This window comes from uncultured Chitinophaga sp. (assembly GCF_937898475.1).
GTDB lineage: Bacteria > Bacteroidota > Bacteroidia > Chitinophagales > Chitinophagaceae > Chitinophaga.
Window position 1 is genome coordinate 98,953 of sequence record NZ_CALEJS010000028.1, and the last position, 21,052, is coordinate 120,004.

Annotated in this window: 24 protein-coding genes; 19 read left to right on the forward strand and 5 right to left on the reverse strand. The window is 47.1% G+C overall.

The window, feature by feature from the left end:
- The first annotated feature begins 31 nt into the window (after positions 1–31).
- The 7 genes from trxB (at position 32) to Q0577_RS18865 (ending at position 4,758) form a co-directional block, all read left to right on the forward strand.
- Positions 32–1,015: a thioredoxin-disulfide reductase gene (gene trxB, locus Q0577_RS18835; RefSeq protein WP_298739025.1), complete on the forward strand. Its 984-nt coding sequence runs from the start codon at positions 32–34 to the stop codon at positions 1,013–1,015.
- Between the two features lie 141 nt (positions 1,016–1,156).
- A complete protein-coding gene (gene folB / locus Q0577_RS18840; protein ID WP_298739027.1) occupies positions 1,157–1,510 on the forward strand; it encodes a dihydroneopterin aldolase in 354 nt (117 codons plus the stop codon).
- A gap of 38 nt (positions 1,511–1,548) precedes the next feature.
- Entirely contained in the window at positions 1,549–2,307 is a 759-nt protein-coding gene (locus Q0577_RS18845; RefSeq protein ID WP_298739029.1) for a hypothetical protein, read from the forward strand.
- 27 nt (positions 2,308–2,334) lie between these two features.
- A complete protein-coding gene (locus Q0577_RS18850; RefSeq protein WP_298739030.1) occupies positions 2,335–3,213 on the forward strand; it encodes a DUF3822 family protein in 879 nt (292 codons plus the stop codon).
- Complete coding sequence (locus Q0577_RS18855) at positions 3,204–3,770, forward strand: RsmD family RNA methyltransferase (protein WP_298739032.1); 567 nt, start codon at positions 3,204–3,206, stop codon at positions 3,768–3,770. The genes Q0577_RS18850 and Q0577_RS18855 overlap by 10 nt, the downstream gene beginning before the upstream one ends.
- A 28-nt stretch (positions 3,771–3,798) precedes the next feature.
- Positions 3,799–4,284, forward strand: a complete 486-nt coding sequence (gene coaD / locus Q0577_RS18860) for a pantetheine-phosphate adenylyltransferase (RefSeq protein ID WP_298739035.1) — start codon at positions 3,799–3,801, stop codon at positions 4,282–4,284.
- Between the two features lie 24 nt (positions 4,285–4,308).
- Positions 4,309–4,758, forward strand: a complete 450-nt coding sequence (locus tag Q0577_RS18865) for a hotdog fold thioesterase (RefSeq protein ID WP_366884702.1) — start codon at positions 4,309–4,311, stop codon at positions 4,756–4,758.
- 1 nt (position 4,759) lies between these two features.
- On the opposite strand, the gene Q0577_RS18870 is transcribed toward Q0577_RS18865, so the two are convergent.
- On the reverse strand, positions 4,760–5,386 hold the full coding sequence (locus tag Q0577_RS18870; RefSeq protein WP_298739037.1) for an NUDIX hydrolase: 627 nt from the start codon (positions 5,384–5,386) through the stop codon (positions 4,760–4,762).
- A 98-nt stretch (positions 5,387–5,484) separates the two neighbouring features.
- Here Q0577_RS18870 and pyrE point away from each other — a divergent pair, with 98 nt between their 5' ends.
- Positions 5,485–6,123 carry an orotate phosphoribosyltransferase gene (pyrE, locus tag Q0577_RS18875; RefSeq protein WP_298739040.1) on the forward strand — a complete coding sequence of 213 codons (639 nt, stop codon included), beginning with the start codon at positions 5,485–5,487 and terminating at the stop codon, positions 6,121–6,123.
- Between the two features lie 47 nt (positions 6,124–6,170).
- Positions 6,171–6,548 (forward strand): heavy metal-associated domain-containing protein, encoded by a 378-nt coding sequence (locus Q0577_RS18880; RefSeq protein WP_298739043.1) that lies wholly within the window; start codon positions 6,171–6,173, stop codon positions 6,546–6,548.
- Positions 6,549–6,704: 156 nt separating this feature from the next.
- Here the strand turns inward: Q0577_RS18880 and Q0577_RS18885 are convergent, their stop codons facing one another.
- Positions 6,705–7,166: an LEA type 2 family protein gene (locus Q0577_RS18885; RefSeq protein ID WP_298739045.1), complete on the reverse strand. Its 462-nt coding sequence runs from the start codon at positions 7,164–7,166 to the stop codon at positions 6,705–6,707.
- 632 nt (positions 7,167–7,798) lie between these two features.
- On the opposite strand from Q0577_RS18885, the gene Q0577_RS18890 reads away from it, so the two are divergent.
- Positions 7,799–8,437: a WbqC family protein gene (locus tag Q0577_RS18890; RefSeq protein ID WP_298739048.1), complete on the forward strand. Its 639-nt coding sequence runs from the start codon at positions 7,799–7,801 to the stop codon at positions 8,435–8,437.
- Positions 8,438–8,684: 247 nt separating this feature from the next.
- On the forward strand, positions 8,685–10,082 hold the full coding sequence (locus tag Q0577_RS18895) for an arginine decarboxylase (RefSeq protein WP_298739050.1): 1,398 nt from the start codon (positions 8,685–8,687) through the stop codon (positions 10,080–10,082).
- 127 nt (positions 10,083–10,209) lie between these two features.
- Here the strand turns inward: Q0577_RS18895 and Q0577_RS18900 are convergent, their stop codons facing one another.
- From Q0577_RS18900 to Q0577_RS18910, 3 genes are all read right to left on the reverse strand, one after another.
- Positions 10,210–10,686, reverse strand: a complete 477-nt coding sequence (locus Q0577_RS18900; protein ID WP_298739053.1) for a nuclear transport factor 2 family protein — start codon at positions 10,684–10,686, stop codon at positions 10,210–10,212.
- Positions 10,687–10,852: 166 nt separating this feature from the next.
- Entirely contained in the window at positions 10,853–11,716 is an 864-nt protein-coding gene (locus tag Q0577_RS18905) for a hypothetical protein (RefSeq protein ID WP_298739055.1), read from the reverse strand.
- 182 nt (positions 11,717–11,898) lie between these two features.
- Positions 11,899–12,348, reverse strand: a complete 450-nt coding sequence (locus Q0577_RS18910) for an Hsp20/alpha crystallin family protein (RefSeq protein WP_298739058.1) — start codon at positions 12,346–12,348, stop codon at positions 11,899–11,901.
- 232 nt (positions 12,349–12,580) lie between these two features.
- Between Q0577_RS18910 and Q0577_RS18915 the strand changes: the two genes are divergently transcribed.
- The 8 genes from Q0577_RS18915 (at position 12,581) to Q0577_RS18950 (ending at position 21,023) form a co-directional block, all read left to right on the forward strand.
- The gene (locus tag Q0577_RS18915; RefSeq protein ID WP_298739060.1) at positions 12,581–12,994 is read left to right on the forward strand and encodes a BrxA/BrxB family bacilliredoxin; all 414 of its coding nucleotides are present in this window, start codon (positions 12,581–12,583) and stop codon (positions 12,992–12,994) included.
- A 169-nt stretch (positions 12,995–13,163) separates the two neighbouring features.
- A complete protein-coding gene (locus Q0577_RS18920) occupies positions 13,164–14,324 on the forward strand; it encodes a prolipoprotein diacylglyceryl transferase family protein (protein WP_298739062.1) in 1,161 nt (386 codons plus the stop codon).
- A gap of 5 nt (positions 14,325–14,329) precedes the next feature.
- Positions 14,330–14,761 carry a hemerythrin domain-containing protein gene (locus Q0577_RS18925; protein ID WP_298739063.1) on the forward strand — a complete coding sequence of 144 codons (432 nt, stop codon included), beginning with the start codon at positions 14,330–14,332 and terminating at the stop codon, positions 14,759–14,761.
- Between the two features lie 656 nt (positions 14,762–15,417).
- Positions 15,418–17,889: a TonB-dependent receptor gene (locus Q0577_RS18930; RefSeq protein ID WP_298739065.1), complete on the forward strand. Its 2,472-nt coding sequence runs from the start codon at positions 15,418–15,420 to the stop codon at positions 17,887–17,889.
- A gap of 178 nt (positions 17,890–18,067) precedes the next feature.
- Positions 18,068–18,604 carry an RNA polymerase sigma factor gene (locus Q0577_RS18935; RefSeq protein ID WP_298739066.1) on the forward strand — a complete coding sequence of 179 codons (537 nt, stop codon included), beginning with the start codon at positions 18,068–18,070 and terminating at the stop codon, positions 18,602–18,604.
- A gap of 6 nt (positions 18,605–18,610) precedes the next feature.
- Positions 18,611–19,165 carry a hypothetical protein gene (locus tag Q0577_RS18940; protein WP_298739069.1) on the forward strand — a complete coding sequence of 185 codons (555 nt, stop codon included), beginning with the start codon at positions 18,611–18,613 and terminating at the stop codon, positions 19,163–19,165.
- Entirely contained in the window at positions 19,149–20,225 is a 1,077-nt protein-coding gene (locus Q0577_RS18945; protein ID WP_298739070.1) for a hypothetical protein, read from the forward strand. Before Q0577_RS18940 ends, Q0577_RS18945 begins: the two co-directional genes overlap by 17 nt.
- Before the next feature lie 75 nt (positions 20,226–20,300).
- The gene (locus Q0577_RS18950; protein ID WP_298739071.1) at positions 20,301–21,023 is read left to right on the forward strand and encodes a head GIN domain-containing protein; all 723 of its coding nucleotides are present in this window, start codon (positions 20,301–20,303) and stop codon (positions 21,021–21,023) included.
- Positions 21,024–21,052: the final 29 nt, after the last annotated feature.

Sequence of the window (21,052 nt, forward strand, 5' to 3'; positions counted from 1 at the left end):
CAATAACAACTAATTTTAGATTAAGTATAGTATGGAAAACACACAACAGCAAGAACATGTACATGTACTGATCATAGGCTCGGGTCCGGCTGGCTATACCGCTGCGATCTATGCCGCAAGGGCAAACCTTAAACCGGTGCTGTACCAGGGTATTCAGCCCGGCGGGCAGCTCACAATAACTACAGAAGTAGAGAACTACCCTGGTTACCCCGAAGGTATTCAGGGGCCTGAAATGATGGTAGACTTTGAAAAGCAGGCCAGCCGTATGGGGGCGGATATCCGCTATGGCATGGCTACTGCGGTTGATTTCTCGGTTCGTCCCTACCGGGTGGTTATCGAAGAAGAAAAGGTGATCACCGCAGATGCAGTGATCATCGCCACCGGCGCTTCTGCCAAATGGCTGGGCCTACCGTCTGAACAACGCCTGAACGGCAGCGGCGTGAGCGCCTGCGCCGTGTGCGACGGTTTCTTTTTCCGTGGTAAGGAAGTGGCTATTGTTGGCGCCGGCGATACCGCCGCAGAAGAAGCCCTTTACCTTTCCAAAATGTGCTCTACCGTTCACATGATCGTACGCCGCGGTGAAATGCGCGCCTCCAAGATCATGCAGGAGCGGGTAATGAAAACATCCAATATCATCATCTACTGGAACTCCGAAACAGCCGAAGTGCTGGGAGATAATAAAGTGGAAGCGGTTAAGCTGATCAACAACCAGACGAACGCTGAAACTATTGTGCCCGTAAGCGCCTTCTTCGTGGCCATTGGCCACCAGCCCAATTCCGGTATCTTCCAAGGTTTCCTTGATATGGATGAGCAGGGATATATCAAAACCATCCCCGGCACCTCCTGTACCAACCTCGAAGGCGTATTTGCCTGCGGTGACGTACAGGATAAGATCTACCGCCAGGCCGTTACGGCCGCAGGCAGCGGATGTATGGCCGCCCTGGATGCAGAGCGGTATCTTTCCGCACTGGAGCATGCGCAGCAAACGGAACAACCAGTGGCACACGCCCAATAACCATCGTTTGAGGTTGAAGTTTGAGGTTTGAAGTTCGTTAGACGTTTGAAGTTCAGTACCTGTGCTCCAATAAGGCGCCTGTTCCTAACAGCTGACTTTTAACAAACCTCAGACTTCAATCCTCAAACCTCAAATTTTTTTATGTTAACTATCGCGCTTGAACAAGTCCGTTTCCGTGCCTTTCACGGATTCTACCCGGAAGAGCAAGTGATCGGGAACGACTTCATTGTTGATGTTTATGTAACTATTCCCGGTGTCACACCGGTAGACGATCTTTCTGATACCGTTAATTACCAGGAACTGTTTAATGTGGTGAAAGATGTGATGGCTGTTCCCCAGCCTTTGCTGGAGCAGGTGGTGACAGACATCAGTGCCACCATCCGGGAAAGATACCCCCGGGTCAGGAAAACGGTAGTCACCCTCCGTAAGTTAAATCCGCCCATGGAAGCTGATGTGCGTAATTCAATGGTGTCACTTGAAAAAGAGTATATTTAACTTTTTTATTATATTACACTTACTAACTTACCCATCCTATGGCACAAAAACTGCTGGCGGCTGTGCTGTTTTTACTGTTAAGCACCCACGCCCTGCACGCGCAAAGCGTAGAAGAAATGCTGGATCAGGCCAAACAACTGGAAAAGCAGATGAAAGAGGCGGAGGCCTTGAGCCGGTATAAAGAGATACTGAAGATACAGCCAGACCAGGTGACCGCATTGGTGGAAGCCAGCGAGCTCAGCTCCCGCGAAGGCAACCGCCAGAAGGAAAAGGAAGATAAGGCACGCTTTTTCGGGGAGGCCAGAAGTTATGCGGAAGAAGCACTTAAAGTGGCTCCCAACGATCCCGGCGCCAACTATGCCATGTCTGTAGCCATGGGCCGTATGGCCCTGATCTCGGGCGCCAAGGAAAAAGTAGCCGCCTCCCGCGAAGTGAAGAAATATGCCGAACTGGCCATCAAGTTCAATCCCAACTATGCCCATGCCTACCACGTACTGGGAAAGTGGAATTATGAAGTGGCCAACCTCAGCTTCCTGGAAAGGAACGCCGCCAAAGCCCTGTTCGGCGGTTTGCCCGATGGTTCCCTGCAACAGGCCATCGACAACTATGAAAAATGCCGCCGCCTGGATCCCTCTTTTATCCTCAACTACTATGAATTGGCCCGCGCCTATAAAAAAAATGACCAGGAAACCCAGGCCATGGAAGTACTGAAAAAAGCAGTCACCCTCAGAAGTATTTACCAGGACGATACGGCTATAAAGGCCGACTGTAAGAAAATGCTGGAAGAAATGCAGTAAATTGCTGCTTTATTCTAAGTATCACTTATGTCCGTGTTATCTCACATCCACCCGGCATTTACCGTAGACGATGCCACTTTGCTGGAAACGGATCTCACCACCTGTCACCTCCTGGTGATGGTGGGACAAGGCACATTCAGTTATGTTGTGTTCGATCCGCATGCCAAACGCTTCTTGGCACTGAAATCATATAATTTCCAGCCGCAGAAGCTGGCTGTAGCCGACCTGGAAATGATCGAGCAGGTATTTGATGCTGATAAGCTCCTGTTCACCGCCTTCCGCTCTGTACTCATTGCTTTTGATACTGCAGACAGTACCCTTGTTCCGGAAAAATACTATAATTCACAGCTGAAGAAGGATTACCTGCACCTGGTATACCCGGAAAAGCTGCAGGAAGCCGTGCTCGCAGATATGCTGCCCGCGCCCTTATCACTTGTAAACGTGTATGCGGTGGATAAGGACCTGGTGGGCTTCCTGAGAAAGGAGTTTTCTACAGACCGCGTAGTGCACGCCCATTCTGCACTGCTGCAGGCCCATCCATTTGATTTTGACTTCCGCAATACGGAAGGTGTGGCTTATATCACCGTTCAGCGTAACCGCTTCTGCCTGACCATCTATGCGGGCGGTAAACTGATTAACCAGCAGGAACTGCATTTTGAAACAGGCCTGGACGTGGTGTACCACCTGGTAAATGCCCTGCGCCTGCTGGGACTGGATGAGCAGCGCGTAAAAGTGAAGCTGGGCGGCGCCCTTGCCAATGACTCCCAGGTATACCAGGAACTGCACAAGTTTATTCCACAGCTGGAATGGCTGCAGCGCCTGCCCGAATTCCAGTACATCACTAAAATGCAGGAAATTCCGGGGTACTATTTTCATAACCTGTATGCACTGGCCCTATGCGTATAATAGGAGGGGCATATGGAGGAAGGCATTTCCAGCCGCCGGCAAATATGCCGTATACCCGGCCTACTACCGACATTGCCAAAGGCGGGCTTTTCAATGTGATTGAGAACAATCTGGACATCCCCTCCCTGAAAACGCTGGACATTTTTGGCGGTACGGGAAGCATCAGCTATGAATTGGCCTCCCGCGGCGCAACAGACCAGACTATCGTGGAGAAGGATCCTGATATGGCCGCCTTCATACAGAAAACATCGGCAGCGCTGGACATTAAGCTTCGCCTGTTCCGGATGGATGTTTTCAGGTTCCTCCAGCAGTGCACTGAAAAGTTCGATTTCATCTTTGCGGGTCCTCCCTATGCGCTTACCACCATCGACCAGCTGCCAAAGCTGATTTTTGAAAGGGAGCTGCTGAACCCCGAAGGCTGGTTTGTACTGGAACATACGCCCAGGAATAACTATAAGAACTACGCCTATTACCGTAGTGAACGGAAATACGGCACCACCATATTCTCCATTTTTATTAACCGCGAATCGCTTAAAACGCCCAACGTTACAAGCTGACCGCATACTGTTAAACGCAACTTCTGCCATGCGCATCTGTGTTTTTCCGGGTACTTTTGACCCGATCACACTTGGACATAAAGACGTCATAGACAGGGCCCTGGACATGTTTGACCAGCTGATCATTGCCATAGGCGTTAATTCCAGCAAGGTGCCCATGTTCCACCTGGAACAGCGCCTGCAGTGGATAAAAGACATTTACCCCGACGAGCCGAGGATAAAAGCAGACTCCTACAAAGGCTTAACGGTGGACTACTGCAGAAAGGTGAACGCCCGCTATATATTAAGAGGCATCCGCTATGTAAGCGACTTTGAATATGAAAAGGCGATTGCTGATGTAAACAGGTCTATGGACAGTAGTATTGAGACCATCTTCCTGACCTGCACTCCCCAGTATACCAGTATTGCATCTACACTGGTACGGGATATTATCCGCAATGAGGGCGATGTGTCGCAGTTCCTTCCGGAAGCTGTTCTACGCAGCATCAAAATGCAGTCACCCGTAAAAAAATGATCGCTAACAGCTAACCGCTCAATTATGAAACCGATCTGGCATTCTTTGGACATCTCACTGGATCAGCTGAACGAAATGACGGAGAACACGATGGGCACCTGCCTGGGTATGGAGTTCACCGAAATAGGGCCGGACTACCTCCGTATCATGATGCCGGTAGATCACCGTACCGTTCAGCCCTATGGCCTGCTGCATGGCGGCGCATCGGCAGCACTGGCAGAAACCGTAGGCAGCGTGGCCTCTGCCCTTATTATTGACCCCGAACAGCAGATATGTGTTGGACTGGAGATCAATGCCAACCATGTGCGCGGTGTTCGTGAAGGGTATGTGCATGGTATTGCCCGCCCCCTGCACCTAGGATCTACCACCCATGTGTGGGACATCCGTATTACAGACGACCATCACAAACTGGTTTGCATAAGCCGCCTCACCGTGGCCATACTACCTAAACGGGGAAAGGCGGACAACGAATAGCTCAAAGGGTATATCCCGCTTTCAGGAACACGTCTTCTATATTCTTGTAGGAAAATTTGAGGTACTTGCCGAGGTTTTCCGGTTTTATCCACTGGATGTCCATGATGTCCTCTTCGATCTGGGGCACGGTCAGTTCTGTCCCGGTGAACTGCATCCGGTACCAGTAGGTATGTTTCAAGATCTTCTTGTCTTTCATGGGATAAAAATGGAAGGTTTCCGTGATCTTGTTACCAAGGGTGATCTGCTGAAGGCCGGTTTCTTCCCTGACTTCACGAACGGCACATTCTTCCAGGCTTTCCCCTTCATCCTGCTTGCCTTTGGGCAGGTCCCACCGGTTGCGCCGGAACATCAGTAATATCTCCCCCGCAGGGTTGGTGATCAGTCCTCCCGCTGCCACCAGTACACTAAAATGACCTTTGATGGCTTCGAGCAGGCGGGTGGTGTCTGCCTGCACAAAAACGGCTGAAGCGATCTCGCCGTTTTCCAGTGCCTGTAATGTCTGGGTGATGGCAGCCGCATCCGGGTTCGGGCAAACCGGTGCATCCTTGTAGCTGGCTGGTATGTCCCGCTGACGAGGGCACAGGATCAGGGGCCGCTCGTTCAGGTATATAGTAAAGATCTGTTCCATGGAACAAAAATATGGAGATGCGGTCTAATTCTTTTGGCAACTATTTGAAATATCTGTGAACATCGCTGCCAACTCTTTTTTACTAACTTTGCCCCCTTATGAGTAGTAACATCAGTGCAAAACAGGTAGCCGAAAAGCTGCTGCAGGTGCAGGCGGTAAAACTTCGTCCCGCTGAACCCTTTACCTGGGCCTCCGGCTGGAGATCGCCCATTTACTGCGATAACCGCAAACTGCTGTCTTACCCTTACGTAAGAGATTATATCAAATCAGAATTGAGCAATGTTGTTTTCGAGACCTTCCCGGAAGCAGCCGTGATAGCAGGCGTAGCCACAGCAGGTATTCCGCATGGTGCCCTGGTGGCCGATCAGCTGAAGCTGCCGTTTATATATGTACGCTCCAAGCCCAAGGAGCATGGAATGGGCAACCGTATTGAAGGCGTTTTGCAGCCGGGACAGCCGGTGGTGGTGGTGGAAGACCTGATCTCTACCGGGAAAAGCAGCCTTGAAGCAGTGCAGGCCATCCGTGAAGCGGGTGGGGAAGTAATAGGGATGGTGTCCATATTTAATTATGGCTTTGACGTAGCTGTGGAGGCATTTAAAGCCGCAGGCGTACCTTTTCACTCCCTGAGCAATTACAGCACCCTCATAGAGCTGGCCCTGGAGAAAGGCCTGGTATCGGAAGGAGACAGCGCCACCCTGCAGGACTGGCGGAGCGCTCCTGATAAATGGGGCCGTTAACGAACTATTTTTTACTTTAGTAACGTTTAATGTAAAACAATATTCCTATGCGTATTTTGAAGCTTGTAATGGTAATGTTACTGGCCTGCATCGGTTCTGCCTTTGCACAAGGTAAAAAAGGTACCCTCGTAACGGCAAAGATCAGCACACCCAATGCCCTATGCGAACAATGTAAAGGCCGTATTGAACGATTCCTGGACCGGGAAGAAGGGGTACAGTCCGCCAAAGTGAACTTCCATACAAAGACCACGACGGTGAAATTCTACTCTGACCGTACCAACATTGAGAACATCAAAGCCGCCATTGCCAATGTGGGGTATGATGCAGACAATGTAACTGCCAACCCGGAGTCTTATAACAGGCTGCCAACTGCCTGCAAGAAGCCGGAAGACGGTGGTACGCACCAGCTGAAAAAGAAGCCCTAAAATACTGTTGGATGTAACTTACTGTCCCGTTGCTGCTGCGACGGGATTTTTTTTTGTGAGGAAGTTCCCGAGTATTTAGAGTCCCCCGGATACGCGCTCAAAACCGGAAGCCTTTCTGATTTCACCCGGATGATCAGGACAGCTACGTGTATAGCGTTAGAAAAACTTTAAAGCCTGCCTGGTCTCACATTTAATGGGGAATGGCAGGTAAATGCCGCCTTTGCCTACTTTACAGTTGCCGGTAGCTTTGATGGTCACTTCTTTATTGCCCAGGATGGTGAGGGCATTTTTGAATACATTTTCCATACTCACTTCCAGTTTTATGGGGAAGTAAAAGGTGTCTTTTGCCGGAATCCTGATCATGGTATCCTGGAGGGAGTGGCCCACCTGTGTATCGTCAAAAAAGAGGTCGAAGGAAGCGTCTTTCAGCTGAAGATTAAAATTGTTGGGATTATAATAAGCCAGTGTCATCTCTACGATGCTTTTGGAAAAACCGAGGCCCTGCAGGTTCACTCCTGCTACCCGTACAAATTGCAGGTCCTTCACTTTTTCACAGGAGCTGGCCAGCACCCCCCAGGTTGCCAAAAGCAGCACAATAAGATGAATACTTTTCTTCATCTGTCAAAAATAGGAAAATTGACCGGGCCCGGGAACGAGGGCCATTTAAATTCACAAAATCTAAACAAATGGGAAAGGCAGGGCTTTTTGTTTTGAAGCCTGATCTTCCAGCCAATTAATCCTCTATCTGAAGATTTTGATCCCGGAAACCCTGACCATAAATTCTGCTCATGTTAACGGACCGTCATGTGGCTTATGGTCGGTGGCATTCCAACTCATATAGGTGATACCGGGGTCTTCCATATCGGTCCGTAATTTAGTCTTCCGTCCTTTTACCTATGTCGTCTACCTATAAGGAGGGAGGTCTTGCCAGGCTCAGGGGCAGGTGGCCGAACCGTCTCGTATGCCGATGAACCTTCCTCCGTCCGTTCTGCAAAACCTATCTATCTCACATTTTACTTTAAGTAAAAAGGGCTTCAAAATCCCTTGAAAACCTACTAATTAGTTTAGTATTTTTGTGTCCAGCTAAAATTTCGCTTTAATATCCAAAATGCTAAAAGTAATAGCATATTTTTTATTTTTCTATGAGCTGCTTTACAGATACTTGTAATTAATTATTAAGTGGTTAATCGTAAATAGTTCAGCACCCGAAATCATAGGTTTTTACAGACATCACCGTAAATTTTGACATTATGACAGAATCAGCTAAGAATAAAACACTGTTAATTGAATCTCAATATTTTCCGAACATTTGCTTTTATAAAACTTTAATCAAACACCACATATTACAGATAGAGAGATATGAACACTATCAGAAGCTCAGTTATCGTAACCGTTGTTATATCGCCGGGCCTAACGGTCCTATCCTTTTGAGTGTACCGCTGGCCCGTGGGAAAAACCAGCGTACGGTTATCAAGGATGTTCGTATCAGCAATGAGGAAAAATGGCAGGCCCTGCATTGGAAGACCCTGGTATCTGCTTACCGCCGCTCACCCTGGTTTGAATATTATGAGGACGACCTGCAAAGGTTATATGAGCGGCCTTTTGATTTCCTGCTGGATTGGAACATGGCTTGTTTTGAATGGGCCGCCAAAGCGTTGGGTTACACCTGCGAGGTGACCTTCACTGCTCAGTACGAAAAAAAGTACGATCCCGCTGCAGGCATTACCGATGCCCGTGGTGTATTGAAACCCGGCGCCCGGGGGGCAGACTGTGATACTCCGGCTTATACCCAGGTGTTCCGGGAAAGGGCTGGCTTCCTGCCCAATCTCAGCATACTGGACCTGCTCTTCTGCGAAGGCAAACACAGCCTGGAATTGTTGAAAGTATAAGTGATTGACATACAGAGTATACTCTGGCTGATTGACTGCTTAATCCATTGATTCGTAATTCTTTACTCTTATATGACCTTTTGGGGGTAAAACGTGGAAATTTTTATCCGGGCAATAGAACAAAATATTTAGCTTTGCAACCAATTTTGCTGGGTTTCGAACTGACGTAGGTGTGTAAACCAGGAGTTTTCCAGCTAGACCTGAGTTTAAATTTTATTTATAACCTAAAATTCATTCGCAGTTTTAGATGAACAACACCTACACCGACCTCGTTAATCAAACCTTTGAGTTTCCTCAGGAGGGCTTTGAGGTGAAGGACGCCTATCTGGAATTTAACGGGCTGAATATTAAGGCGTTGATCGACAAATATGGCACCCCGTTCAAGTTGACCTTCCTCCCCAAGATCGGGATGCAGATTAACAAGGCCAAGAAAATGTTCCAGGATGCCATCAAGAAGAACAGGTACGACGGCAACTATTATTACTGCTATTGCACAAAAAGCTCTCACTTTTCCTTTATTATGGAGGAAACCCTGAAGCACGGCGTGCACATAGAAACTTCTTTCGCCTACGATATTGATATTATCAATAAATTGTACGAACGGAAGAAGATCAATAAAGAAACCTTCATAATTTGCAACGGTTATAAAACAAAAGGGTATACCAGGGCCATTACCCGCCTGATCAACAGCGGGTTTAAAAATGTGATCCCGGTCCTGGATAATAAAGAGGAGTTTGAAGATTACCACAAACACGTACGGTCTAAAGATCCAGTGAAGCTGGGCTTACGTATTGCGGCAGAAGAGGAACCAACTTTTGACTTTTATACCTCCAGGCTGGGCATACGCTCCCGCGACATCCTGGAGTTCTATGTGGATAAACTGAAAGGGAATGAGAAGTTCGAGCTGAAAATGCTGCACTTCTTCATGAATAAAGGTATCAAGGACGACATTTATTACTGGAGCCAGTTCAACAGGGTGCTGAACCTGTATTGCCAGCTGAAGAAGATCTGCCCGGAACTGGATAGTATAAATATAGGAGGAGGTTTTCCCATCAAACACTCCCTTGGTTTTGACTACGACTATAACTACATTGTTAACGAGATCGTGGCCACCATCAAGAACGTTTGCAAGAAGAACAAAGTACCCGTACCGGATATTTATACTGAATTTGGTTCTTTTACAGTAGGCGAAAGCGGTGCGGTAATCTACAGCGTGATAGGAGAGAAGATGCAGAACGACCGTGAGAACTGGTATATGATAGACAGCTCCTTCATCACCACCCTGCCGGACACCTGGGGTATCGGGGAAAAGTTCCTGATGCTGCCTATAAATAAGTGGGACCAGGAATACCAGGAAGTGCACCTTGGCGGACTTACCTGTGACGGATATGACTTCTATACGTCTGAAGAACATATAAACGCGGTATTCCTTCCGAAGCTGTCGAACGGCGAGCCTCTGTATATTGGCTTCTTCCACACGGGAGCCTACCAGGATCAGCTCAGCGGTTATGGCGGTATCAAGCACTGCCTCATCCCGTCACCGAAACACGTAATTGTAGGATATGACAAAAACGGGCAGCTGAAAGACTGGCTCTATGCCAAGGAGCAAAGCGCCCAGAGTATGTTAAAGATTTTGGGTTATTAAAAAAATGGGTTAGTAATCCACCTGAAAACCCCTCGACTTTTCGAGGGGTTTACTTTTTTAATGAAGAATGAATAATTAGTGAGACAGTAATAGTGTCTCGCTGGTATTATTAGTTATTCATTACTAATTATTTGCACGCTTTCCGCCTTGTGTCTATAAGATAAACTATCTTCCACGTTCCGTCCTGTTTCACCAGCTGAAATGAGTTTACGCCGCAATGGCTGTATTGGCCGCCCAGGTAAAATTGGTATGGCGTCCATACGGAGGCCAGGGGGCCGTCAATGGATATGTGGCCAAATTCGATCCGCTCATCCCACACGTCCGTGTGAGGAGTACCCACGGCATTAAGGAAGCGCTGCAGGGCTTCCGTCTTCACTTTTGCACCGCTGCCAGGGGGCGTGGAAATGGTTTGCAAGGTAGCGCCTGGTGCAAAGGCAGCCTTTACCATGCTGCTATCGCCCTTGCGCATGCCGTCAAACAGCAGCCCAATGGTCTTTTTCACGGCCTCTTCTTCGCCGTTCTGCAATGGTCTTGCATCCTGGGCGGGTGTGCCTGTCAGGCAGACAATAAAAACGAGTAAACGTTGTAGAGAAAGTAGCATCATATGATGGTAATGAACAGGTGAGGTACAGGAGAGAAAATTACAACTTTTTGGTATTAGCAGGGTTTAGTGGGAATTCTATCTTTGTGATCTCCAAAATTCATCCGTCTTATTTTCCCCTTACCTTTTGAAATGAAGTATTCCTTAACCTATGCCATGGAATAGCTCTTCAGTCTACTGGGGAGCTTTTTTTATGCGGTTCACCCGCCACTTTCTGTCCGTCCTGTAACAGGTCAATAGCGGTTTCACATTGTTTTTCTATTTCAGTCAGACATGCTTCCAGCAATTCCAGGTTGCCTTCCAGGTATTTGGTCTTACCGGAGCGGGACAGACCTTTAACCAGCATGAACTGTTTGGTGAGGTTTTGCCTGATCAGGGCGGAATGCTGCCTTTGCCGCTGTAAGGTACGCCGCCCCTCCACGATCATTATATTATTGTAGTGCCTGCCCAGTACCCGTATCACGATAAACAGGATGGTAAAGGCCGTGAACACCGGGGCTACATCAAAGACATTGAGCGCCGAGTAACCTGCTGCACTGAAAAGTACAATGCCCTGTGATTTTATGTAGGCTGTTAGTACCAGGTAGCCGCATAAGAGGCTGCTCAGCACGAGGGTAGTGGCCAGGTTGGTGGTAAGGTAACAGAATAATATGCCTAATATCCACGTCATGGCATACATCAGGGATATGTCCTGGTTGTTCAGGAAGGACGAAAGCATACTGATGACCATAACATTGAGCGCCGCCAGTGTACCGGCCCACCTGGCGGATACCCGCCTTTTCAGCATCCACATACATAACAGGCTGATTGCCACAAAAAAAGGATAGATCAGCAGTTGGATAGTGTTTTGATAGTACAGGGAGTAGAAGATTTCCGGCAGTACCAGCAGCGTGTTGAAAAGCACATAATCAAACACCAGTTTCAGATTATAGTGCTCACGGCTGTCCTGGTTTTTCCGCAATGCCGTGCCAATCACTGCTTTTTCAGCAGTGTGATAGAGCTTACCCGCCAGTCCCCATCTGTATTTGGCCATAGAGGCATATTGCTTTGGTTCAAAGGCAAATTATCATATTAAAATAGCATACCAGTTAAACGTTTGTGTCATTTATATAGGACAGAACCATAAAAAAAGCCCCCTGGCTTGTACCGGGAGGCTTTACCAATCACACTAAACCTGTTAAAACCTAATCCATTTATTACCTTAAACCACACTGATTATTCAACCACAATAGATTTGGTTTTGAGCTGAGCTTCCTGTTTCTTAGACAGTTGCAGCTGCAGGATACCATTTTCATATTTTGCCTGAATCTTTTCAGCATCTACGGTTTCATCAAGGGTAAAAGAACGCTTGAAGGAACGAAAGCTGAATTCACGGCGGATGTGCTTCTGATCTTCAGATTTCTGCTCTGTTTTCTTTTCCGCGCTGATAGTCAATACATTTTTCTCCAGGTTAATAGAGAAGTTTTCTTTAGCCAAACCGGGTACCATTACATCCAGCAGATAAGCTTCCTTGGTTTCGCGGATGTTCACCGGGGGATAGATGCCAAAGAAATCGTTGGTCAGGATATCATCCTTCAGTAAGCGGGCGGTGTTGTTAAATACTTCATCCATAATACCGCCAAATGTTTTGTGTGCAGGGTACTGATTGAATTTTACGAGTGTCATAGCCTTATAAGTTTTTGTTTTTTATTTTTTATTTGAACACCCGTACCTGATCAAATGGAATACCATGCCACCAAAAACGAAATATTGCCAGCTTTCATGTTAATATGTGTGCCATAATGTCGTTTTTATTTAATTCGTAATGACATAAAGTCTTTTTCCAAGTATTTTTTTTATAATTCTCTAATAAGTAACTTTGTGAAAACAAAAACTAAAACAAAAAACTTATAGTGATATGTATCCCGCGGAATTAGTATTGCCGATGAAGGCAGAGTTAACAGACTACGGCTTTGAAGAGTTGCTGACCCCTCAGTCAGTAGACGAAACATTGAAAAAAGAAGGTACCACACTGGTAGTGATCAATTCTGTATGCGGCTGCTCCGCCGGTTCTGCCCGTCCGGGTGTGCTGATGGCAGTTGCCCACAGCGAGAAAAAACCCGACAGGCTGACAACCAGTTTTGCAGGTTTTGATATGGATGCGGTAAAACAGCTGCGTACGCATCTGCTGCCTTATCCGCCTTCTTCTCCCTCCATTGCGTTGTTTAAAGACGGGCAACTGGTGCATTTCATTGAGCGTCACATGATCGAAGGCCGTCCGGCTCAGATGATTGCCGCTAACCTGGCAGATGCCTTTGAGCAATACTGTTAATAGATCTTAAATTCAGATTCCCGGGTCCCGCCCGGATCTTCATATTTTAGAATCTGGAATTTGGATTTTGGGATTTTATAGAGTTACTTTGGTGGTTTGATTTTCCTTTTGATTAATTCGGCTTTGTTCATAGGAAAACTCAGATCACCAAATTTTTTTATACGCGGTTATGTATCCTAATCTATATTACGCCTTTAAAGACCTGTTCGGCGCTGAACTTCCCTTCCTGAAAATCTTTCAAACATTCGGTTTCTTTGTAGCGATCGCCTTCCTGGCGGCTGCCTATGTACTTACCATTGAGCTGAGAAGAAGGGAAAGGCTGGGCTGGTTAAAGGGAGTGCCCGAGGTGATGGAAACCGGGAAGCCTGCATCCACCTCAGATCTGGTGGTGAATGGAATACTGGGATTTCTCCTCGGCTTTAAGATAGTAGGAGCGGTAATGGCGTGGGGGACCATTTCACAGGACCTGCAGGGCTTTCTGCTGTCTGGCGAGGGCAGCTGGCTGGCAGGTATCGTGGTAGCCGCCTTATTTGTATGGTATAAATACCAGGATAGAAAGAAGAAGTCGCTGTCAACACCGGAAAAGAAGACAGTAGTGGTAATGCCGCACCAGCGTGTGCCCGATTTCACAGTGATGGCGGCTATCGCCGGCCTGATAGGTGCCAAGATATTTCACAACCTGGAGAACTGGAATGATTTTGTGCAGGATCCCTGGGGTTCCCTTATCTCCTTCAGTGGCCTCACGTTCTATGGAGGCCTGATCGTAGCAGCGGTAGTAATTATAAGATATGCCGCAAAGAAACATATCAATACCTTTCATCTTGTAGACAGTGCAGCACCGGCTCTTATGCTGGCCTATGGCGTAGGCCGCATGGGTTGTCATTTTGCCGGCGATGGCGACTGGGGAATTACGAATACCCGGCCTAATCCTTTCTCCTGGCTGCCAGACTGGGCGTGGTCATATACTTATCCGCATAATGTGGTGAACGAAGGCATACCCATTCCAGGCTGTGAAGGAAAGTATTGCCGCATGCTTGAACTTCCCGTATACCCTACACCGTTATACGAGATCATTGCCTGCCTGCTGCTGTTCCTGGTACTTTGGAGTATCCGTAAAAAGATCACGGTACCGGGTGTTATCTTCGGTATCTACCTGATGTTGAACGGTGTTGAAAGGTTTTTTATTGAAAAGATAAGGGTCAACACTAAATATGACATTTTAGGTTTCCATCCCACTCAGGCAGAGATCATTTCTTTCCTGATGGTAGTGGGAGGGGCTGTTTTCATCTGGTACTGCCGTAAAGCTTATTCAGCAAAAATTACTTCCTGATCATTATGCGTCGTCACGAAACTTTAGTGCCCTTGTCCCATGAGCACAAGCGCCTGTTATTTGTATGCCGTTATCTTAAAAAGGATGCTGCGCCATACGAAGGGTTTCCATTGGAAACGCAGGCCAAGCTGGCTTATATAGTAAAGGTCTTCCAGGAAGTAATGGTGCCGCATATTCAGAAAGAAGAATACCTGTTTGAAGCTTGCAAGGGTAAAGATACAGAACTCGATAAGTTGATCGGGGAGCTGATGCTGGAACACCAGCAGATCTCACGTATGTATAGCGCCTTGTCAGAAAATACCGCTCTTGAAACAGCGATGGATCAACTGGCCCGCAGCCTGGAAGATCATATCCGTAAAGAAGAACGTATATTTTTTGAACAGCTGCAGCAAAAACAGGCTGCCCTTCTGGATAGTATTCGTTGGGATAAAAGCTAAGTGGTCTCATATCCACGTGGGTGTACCAATATAACTTCCATAGCTGTTTGCTGATTTTACCGGAACCCTCCGGTTTAACGCCATTTACCGGTTAAAACCTACATTTTACCTAAATTGCATTGCCCTAACCCCAATCCGGAAATACCTTTGAGCTGTCAACCGGGAAAAAAGAATGATGATGGCTGTAACGAATGGATACCCCGGTGTACCAACAAAAGCAGATTATTCAATATGGCCTTGTAACAATCCGGTAGTTGAATCGTCTTTATTACTGTTTAGCCTAAAGCCGTTTAATATGTTTCTTATCGTACCTGTTATTATTATTATACTATGCATAAAGGCAATTTGTGCATTGTAGACCGATAGTCAGAACTATAGCAATCAGTACCAGGGAATCAATCTGTGTAAGAAAAACTAATCACGCCGCCGCCTTTCAGGAAGATCAGTTATGAACATTTACTATGTCAGCAGCTAAAGGCTAAAAGCTAACTGCTGTTTTTTTTACCAATCGTCCCCAATTAGCTACCGTTTGTGTAAAACTATGTACTATGCAATGCATAATACCTACCTTTACACTGTAGTTGATAAACAAAGGTTCTATAAAGAGGAATAAATTATTGGTGATAAAAATTTTATAAATCTAAATCCGCCCTTATATGAAACAATTTTTTGCGTTGCTGGCCTTTTGTAGCATCACCTGCATCGCCCTAAAACCAGCTCTCGCCCAAAACGCCTTACCTGTTAAGGTCAACGGGCAGGTTATCCAGGCCGGGAACAAACCGGTTGAATTTGCCACCGTTACTTTATTAAAAGCCAAAGACTCCTCCCTGGTAAAGGGAGCCATCGCAGATGTCAATGGCCGTTACGAGTTCGAGAATGTTAAACAGGGTCGTTACCTGCTGGCTGCCGCCTATGTAGGAATGACCAAAGAATACGGTAAACCCTTTGAGATCACCGGCGCCCAGGCCAGCGTACAGATGGACCCTATTACCCTGAGCACGGATACCAGGAATCTGAAAGAGGTGAACGTAACCGCAAAAAAGCCGTTTGTAGAACAAAGGGCCGATAAAATGGTGGTGAACGTGGAAAATAGCATTGTAGCCGCCGGCGGTACTGCCCTGGAGGTACTTGAAAAATCTCCCGGCGTTACTGTAGATAAAGATGACAATATTTCCCTGAAAGGCAAGAATGGGGTCATTGTAATGATTGATGGCAAACAGACCAATATGAGTTCCCAGGACATTGCCCAGCTGCTGAAAAATATGCCCAGTAACAACATTGAGCAGATAGAGCTCATTGCCAATCCTTCCGCCAAGTACGATGCAGCTGGCAATGCCGGGATCATTAATATAAAACTGAAGAAGAACAAGAACTATGGTACCAATGGTAGTGTTCAGCTGGGCTTTGCTCATGGCCGCACGCCTAAGTATAACGGAGGCCTGAACCTGAACCACCGTGATGGTAAAGTGAACCTGTTCGGCTCTTACAATTACAACCACCGGGAAAATGACCAGCGCCTGGGCATATATCGCACCGGCACCAGTAATGGTCAGTTTAATGTGTTCGATCAGTTCAACCTGATGAAGAACAAGTCTAACTATCATGCAAGTAAAGTGGGCGCCGACTTCTTCGTGGCAAAGAACCACACCATTGGTGTAATGGCAGATCTGTCATGGAGCGACTGGGGTGGCCCCTCAAATGCCACCACCTACATAGGTAATGGCCAGACGGTTGATTCCACACTCCGCACCTTTACCCGTAACAGCTCTAACTGGAAGCGCCAGGCGTATAACGTGAACTATAAAGCCGTGCTGGACAGCTCAGGTAAAGAACTGAACATTGACCTTGATTATGCACGTAACTCTTCCGGGCAGACCTCCAATATCTTTGCGGATACATGGACCAGCACCGGTAAAGATTACCTGCGTGGAGACACTTCCCGCAACCAGACACCCTCTACCATCAATATCAAAACCGCAAAGCTTGATTATTCCCATCCGCTGAAGAACCAGGCCAAATTCGAAGCCGGTTTCAAACTCAGCTTTGTGAAAACAGATAACGATGCCCGGTTTGACTCGCTCCGGAAAAATATCTGGGTATATGATGTAAACCGTTCCAATCACTTCTTATACAAAGAGAATGTGAACGCCGCTTACATTAACTTCCACAAGCAGTTCAAGAAGTTTGGTGTGCAGGTTGGCCTCCGTGGTGAGCAGTCTAATGTAAAAGGTAATTCACTGACCTTGAACAGGGTAACAGACACCAGCTACTTCAACCTGTTTCCCAGTGTGTTCCTGAGCTATGCAGCCGGTAAGAACCACCAGTTCGGTGTATCCTACAGCCGCAGGATCCAGCGTCCCAGCTACGAAGACCTGAATCCGTTTGAATACTACCTGGACAGGTATACTATCGGATCCGGTAACCCATATCTGAAACCGCAGTATTCCAACAACTTTGAGGTAACCCATACATTCAAACAGTTCCTGATCACCTCTATCGGTTATGCCCATACCTCTAATATGATCACACAGATCGTAGAACCAGGCCAGGACCCGGTAACAGGGGATACTACCGTACTTCGCTACAAGTACCTGAACGTAGCCAAGTCTGATAACTTTAACCTGAACGTTTCAATACCTTTCCCCATTACAAAATGGTGGAATACTTTCACCAACCTGTCTGCCAACTACGCCATGTACCAGACAATGGTGAACAACAGCCTGGTAGACCTGGAAGCCGCCGGTTTCTTTGGCCGCACCCAGCACACCTTTACCCTGCCCAAAGGCTTCAGCACCGAGGTGGTTTTCATGTACATCTCTCCACAGATCTCCCAGGAAGGCCTCTTCAAAATGAAATCTATGTATGCCATGGACCTGGGTGTGCAGAAGTCAATACTGAAAAAGAAAGGTACCATCAAAGTGAGCATGAGCGATGTATTTAATACCCAGCGCTTCCGTGGCACCTTCGATAACGCCGGTTTCTACACCTCCGTAATGAGCAAATGGGAAAGCCAGCAGGTAAGGATGAATTTCACCTACCGCTTCGGTAACACCAATGTAAAGGCCGCCCGTTCACGTAAGACCGGCCTTGAAGACGAACAGAACCGCGTAAAGCAGGGAGGTAAGTAATTAACAGCCAACAACTAAAAGCTAGCCGCTAGTTGTTAAACGCCTGGTTTTTAGGTATATATAAGGATGGAGGAAGCGCGGCCCCGGTTGGCCGCGTTTCCCTTTTCAGGATTTTTTTGGATTACATGCAACCTTTTCTCAGCTTATCGTCTTTATAATGCAAGCATTAACCAACAACTTGAATCCAACTCCTGTAACAGACCAACTGGTGGCCCGTTGTAAAAAGGGTGACGTAAGAGCTTTTCGTGAGCTGTACGACGCTTATTCCGCCGCTATGTATAACATCTGCCTGCGTATGACAGGCCATGTCAGCGATGCGGAAGACATCCTCCAGGAGGCGTTCATACAGGTGTACGGTAATATCGGCAGACTGGAAAATGCCGGAAGTGTTACCGCATGGATCAAGAGGATAGTGGTGAACCAGTGCCTGAGCCACCTTCGTCGTAAAAAAGTTTACTTTGAAGAAGTGGAACAGGTGGAAATGGAAGAAGAAGAGCCGCTGGATGAAGATGGATTCACCTGGACGGTAAGCGCAGTAAAAGATGCCATTCAGGCCTTACCCGCCGGTTATAAAACGGTGCTGAACCTTTATCTCTTCGAGGAGTATTCCCACAAAGAGATAGCCGGTATGCTGGATATTTCGGAATCTACCGTTAAAACCCAGTATATGAGGGCTAAGGAAAAGGTAAGGCAAATTGTAAAACAAAGGATCTAGCGATATATGCCTGATAACAATTTAGAAGATTTTATCCGCCGCAACAGGGCAGGATTCGAGGAGAAGGGCCCCGGCGCCCACGTGTGGAAGGCCCTGGAAAAGCAGCTGAAAGACCAGCAAACGCCTAAAGTGGTTTCCCTGCTGAAGCGTCACTGGTTGAAAGCCGCGGCCGTGCTGGTATTGGTAGTGAACAGTGTGATGATATACCAGTTCCTGCAACTGAGAAAACAGCAGCAGAACCTTGGCACTTTAGCGCCGGAACTGCAGGAAGCTAAAATGTACTACACCTCGCAGATTGAAGAGAAGCTGCAGGATATCAGCAAGTATCCGCCCGAAGCCCTCGGCCTCGACAGTGCCGCACGTAAAGAGCTTGAACTGCGCAATGACACCTGGCAGATGCTCGAAAAAGAACTACAGCAAAACCCCGGCAATGAACGCATTCGTTCCGCAATGATCCGTTATTACCAGATGAAACTTGATTTGCTGGATAGAATATTGGAAGAATTACGGGCCAAACAACCCGATATTAAAACTCTGAAAGATCATGAACGTGAAATTTAAAATTCTACTCTTTTTATTATTGCCGGTATTAGCCTGCGCTCATCAGGGCGATACTGAGTTCAAACGCACCGTGTCAAAAGAGTTCAACGTGAATAGTGGTGCCCAGCTGAATGTGCACAATAAATATGGTAAGATCATCATACACACCTGGTCACAGAACCAGGTAAAAGCAACCATCGTGATTACCGGTTTTGGTAAGAATACCTCAGAAGCACAGGAGATAGCCAATGCAGTGGATATACAGGCCAGTGGAGATCCGGGCACCGTTACCTTCCAGACCAACTACAGCAGCAAAGGAGGGAAGTGGTTCTGGGGCGGTAACAAAGATTCAAAAGACTACGTGAACATCGATTACGAGATCTATGTACCAAAAAGCCTGGGCATGCTGTCCCTGGAAAACAGCTTTGGAGATGTGATAACAGACCAGTTGCCCTTTGCCGCCAAGATGCGCCTCAACTACTGCTTCTACGCTATCAGGGAGGCCGGCAAAACACTGGAAATGGATATGAACTATTGCAGCAAGGGAAGGATAGATAAAGCAGGTGAACTGGTGATAAAGGCAAATTACTCCGACATACGCTGCGAAGCTGCAGATAAACTGGACTCCAGATCAAATTACTGTGATTATACCATCGGCAACATCGGCTCTCTGACAGTAAGAGCTAACTACAGCGATTACAAGATCAGGCAGCTGGGCAGCATCAATGCTACCGGTAACTACAGCGATTTCTCAGTGTCAAGCCTGCAGGACAGGGCAGATCTGAAGCTTACCTATAGCGATGTGAAGCTGAAAGATGTATCCGCTGCATTTAAAGGCGGTTACGTTAACCTTACGTACAGCGACCTGGAAATGACGCTTTCAAATAAGGTGGCGCTTAAGCTGGATGTGCACCTCACCTACGGCGACCTGGAAACAGGAGGGCTGTCCCTGAAGAATATCAGCTCAATAAAAAAGTCACAGAACCTGACGTATTCCGCCACCACCGCCAGTGGGGGAGAAGGTTCTCCGGTGCTGGAGATCAGAGGCGTTCGCAGCGATGTAGAACTGGATGCTAAATAACGTAAACGTACATACGGCCATTCTAAAACTTTTAACAATAAGAAACTAGATCACTCATCACTAAAATCTCAGATCATGAAAAAGAAATTGTTCCTGTCAATCCCGCTGCTCGCTTTCGTTGTGTTGTTATCCTCCTTCCTCCAGAACGAAAGGATAACAGGCAATGGCGATGTGAAGCAGGAAGACCGGCAGGCTGCTACATTCAGGAACATCGGCACATCCGGTACATTCAAGGTTTACATTACACAGGGTAACACTCATTCAATCAGAATTGAAGCTGAAAGCAACCTTTTACCCTACATTGAAACCAAATTAGACGGAGATGATCTTGAAGTGCGTGTAAAGAAAGGATACAATATCAAACCAACCAAAGATGTGAACGTTTATGTAACCCTGCAGGAAGTGCGCGAACTGGCAGCCAGCGGATCCGGCGGTTTCTATAGTAAAACCAAACTTAAGACCGATAAGCTGGAGCTGGCCGTGAGCGGTTCTGCAGAAGCAGACCTGGATGTATCATCACAACAAATGGAAGTGGGCGTATCCGGCGTCAGCAAAGTTAAGCTCAAAGGCAGCGCCACCAAAGCTGAATACAGCATTTCCGGCAAGGCAGACATCTACGCTTTTGATTTCCAGTCGGATGATGTAGAGATTGCTATCTCCGGTTCAGGCAATGCCAGCGTGAATGCACAGAAGACGCTTGACATAGCCGTGTCTGGTATGGGTAACATCAAATACAAAGGCAATCCGCAGATCAAACAGTCTGTTTCCGGTATGGGAAAGATTGCCAAAGAAGGATAAGGTATATATCTCCATAACGGTATTTACCG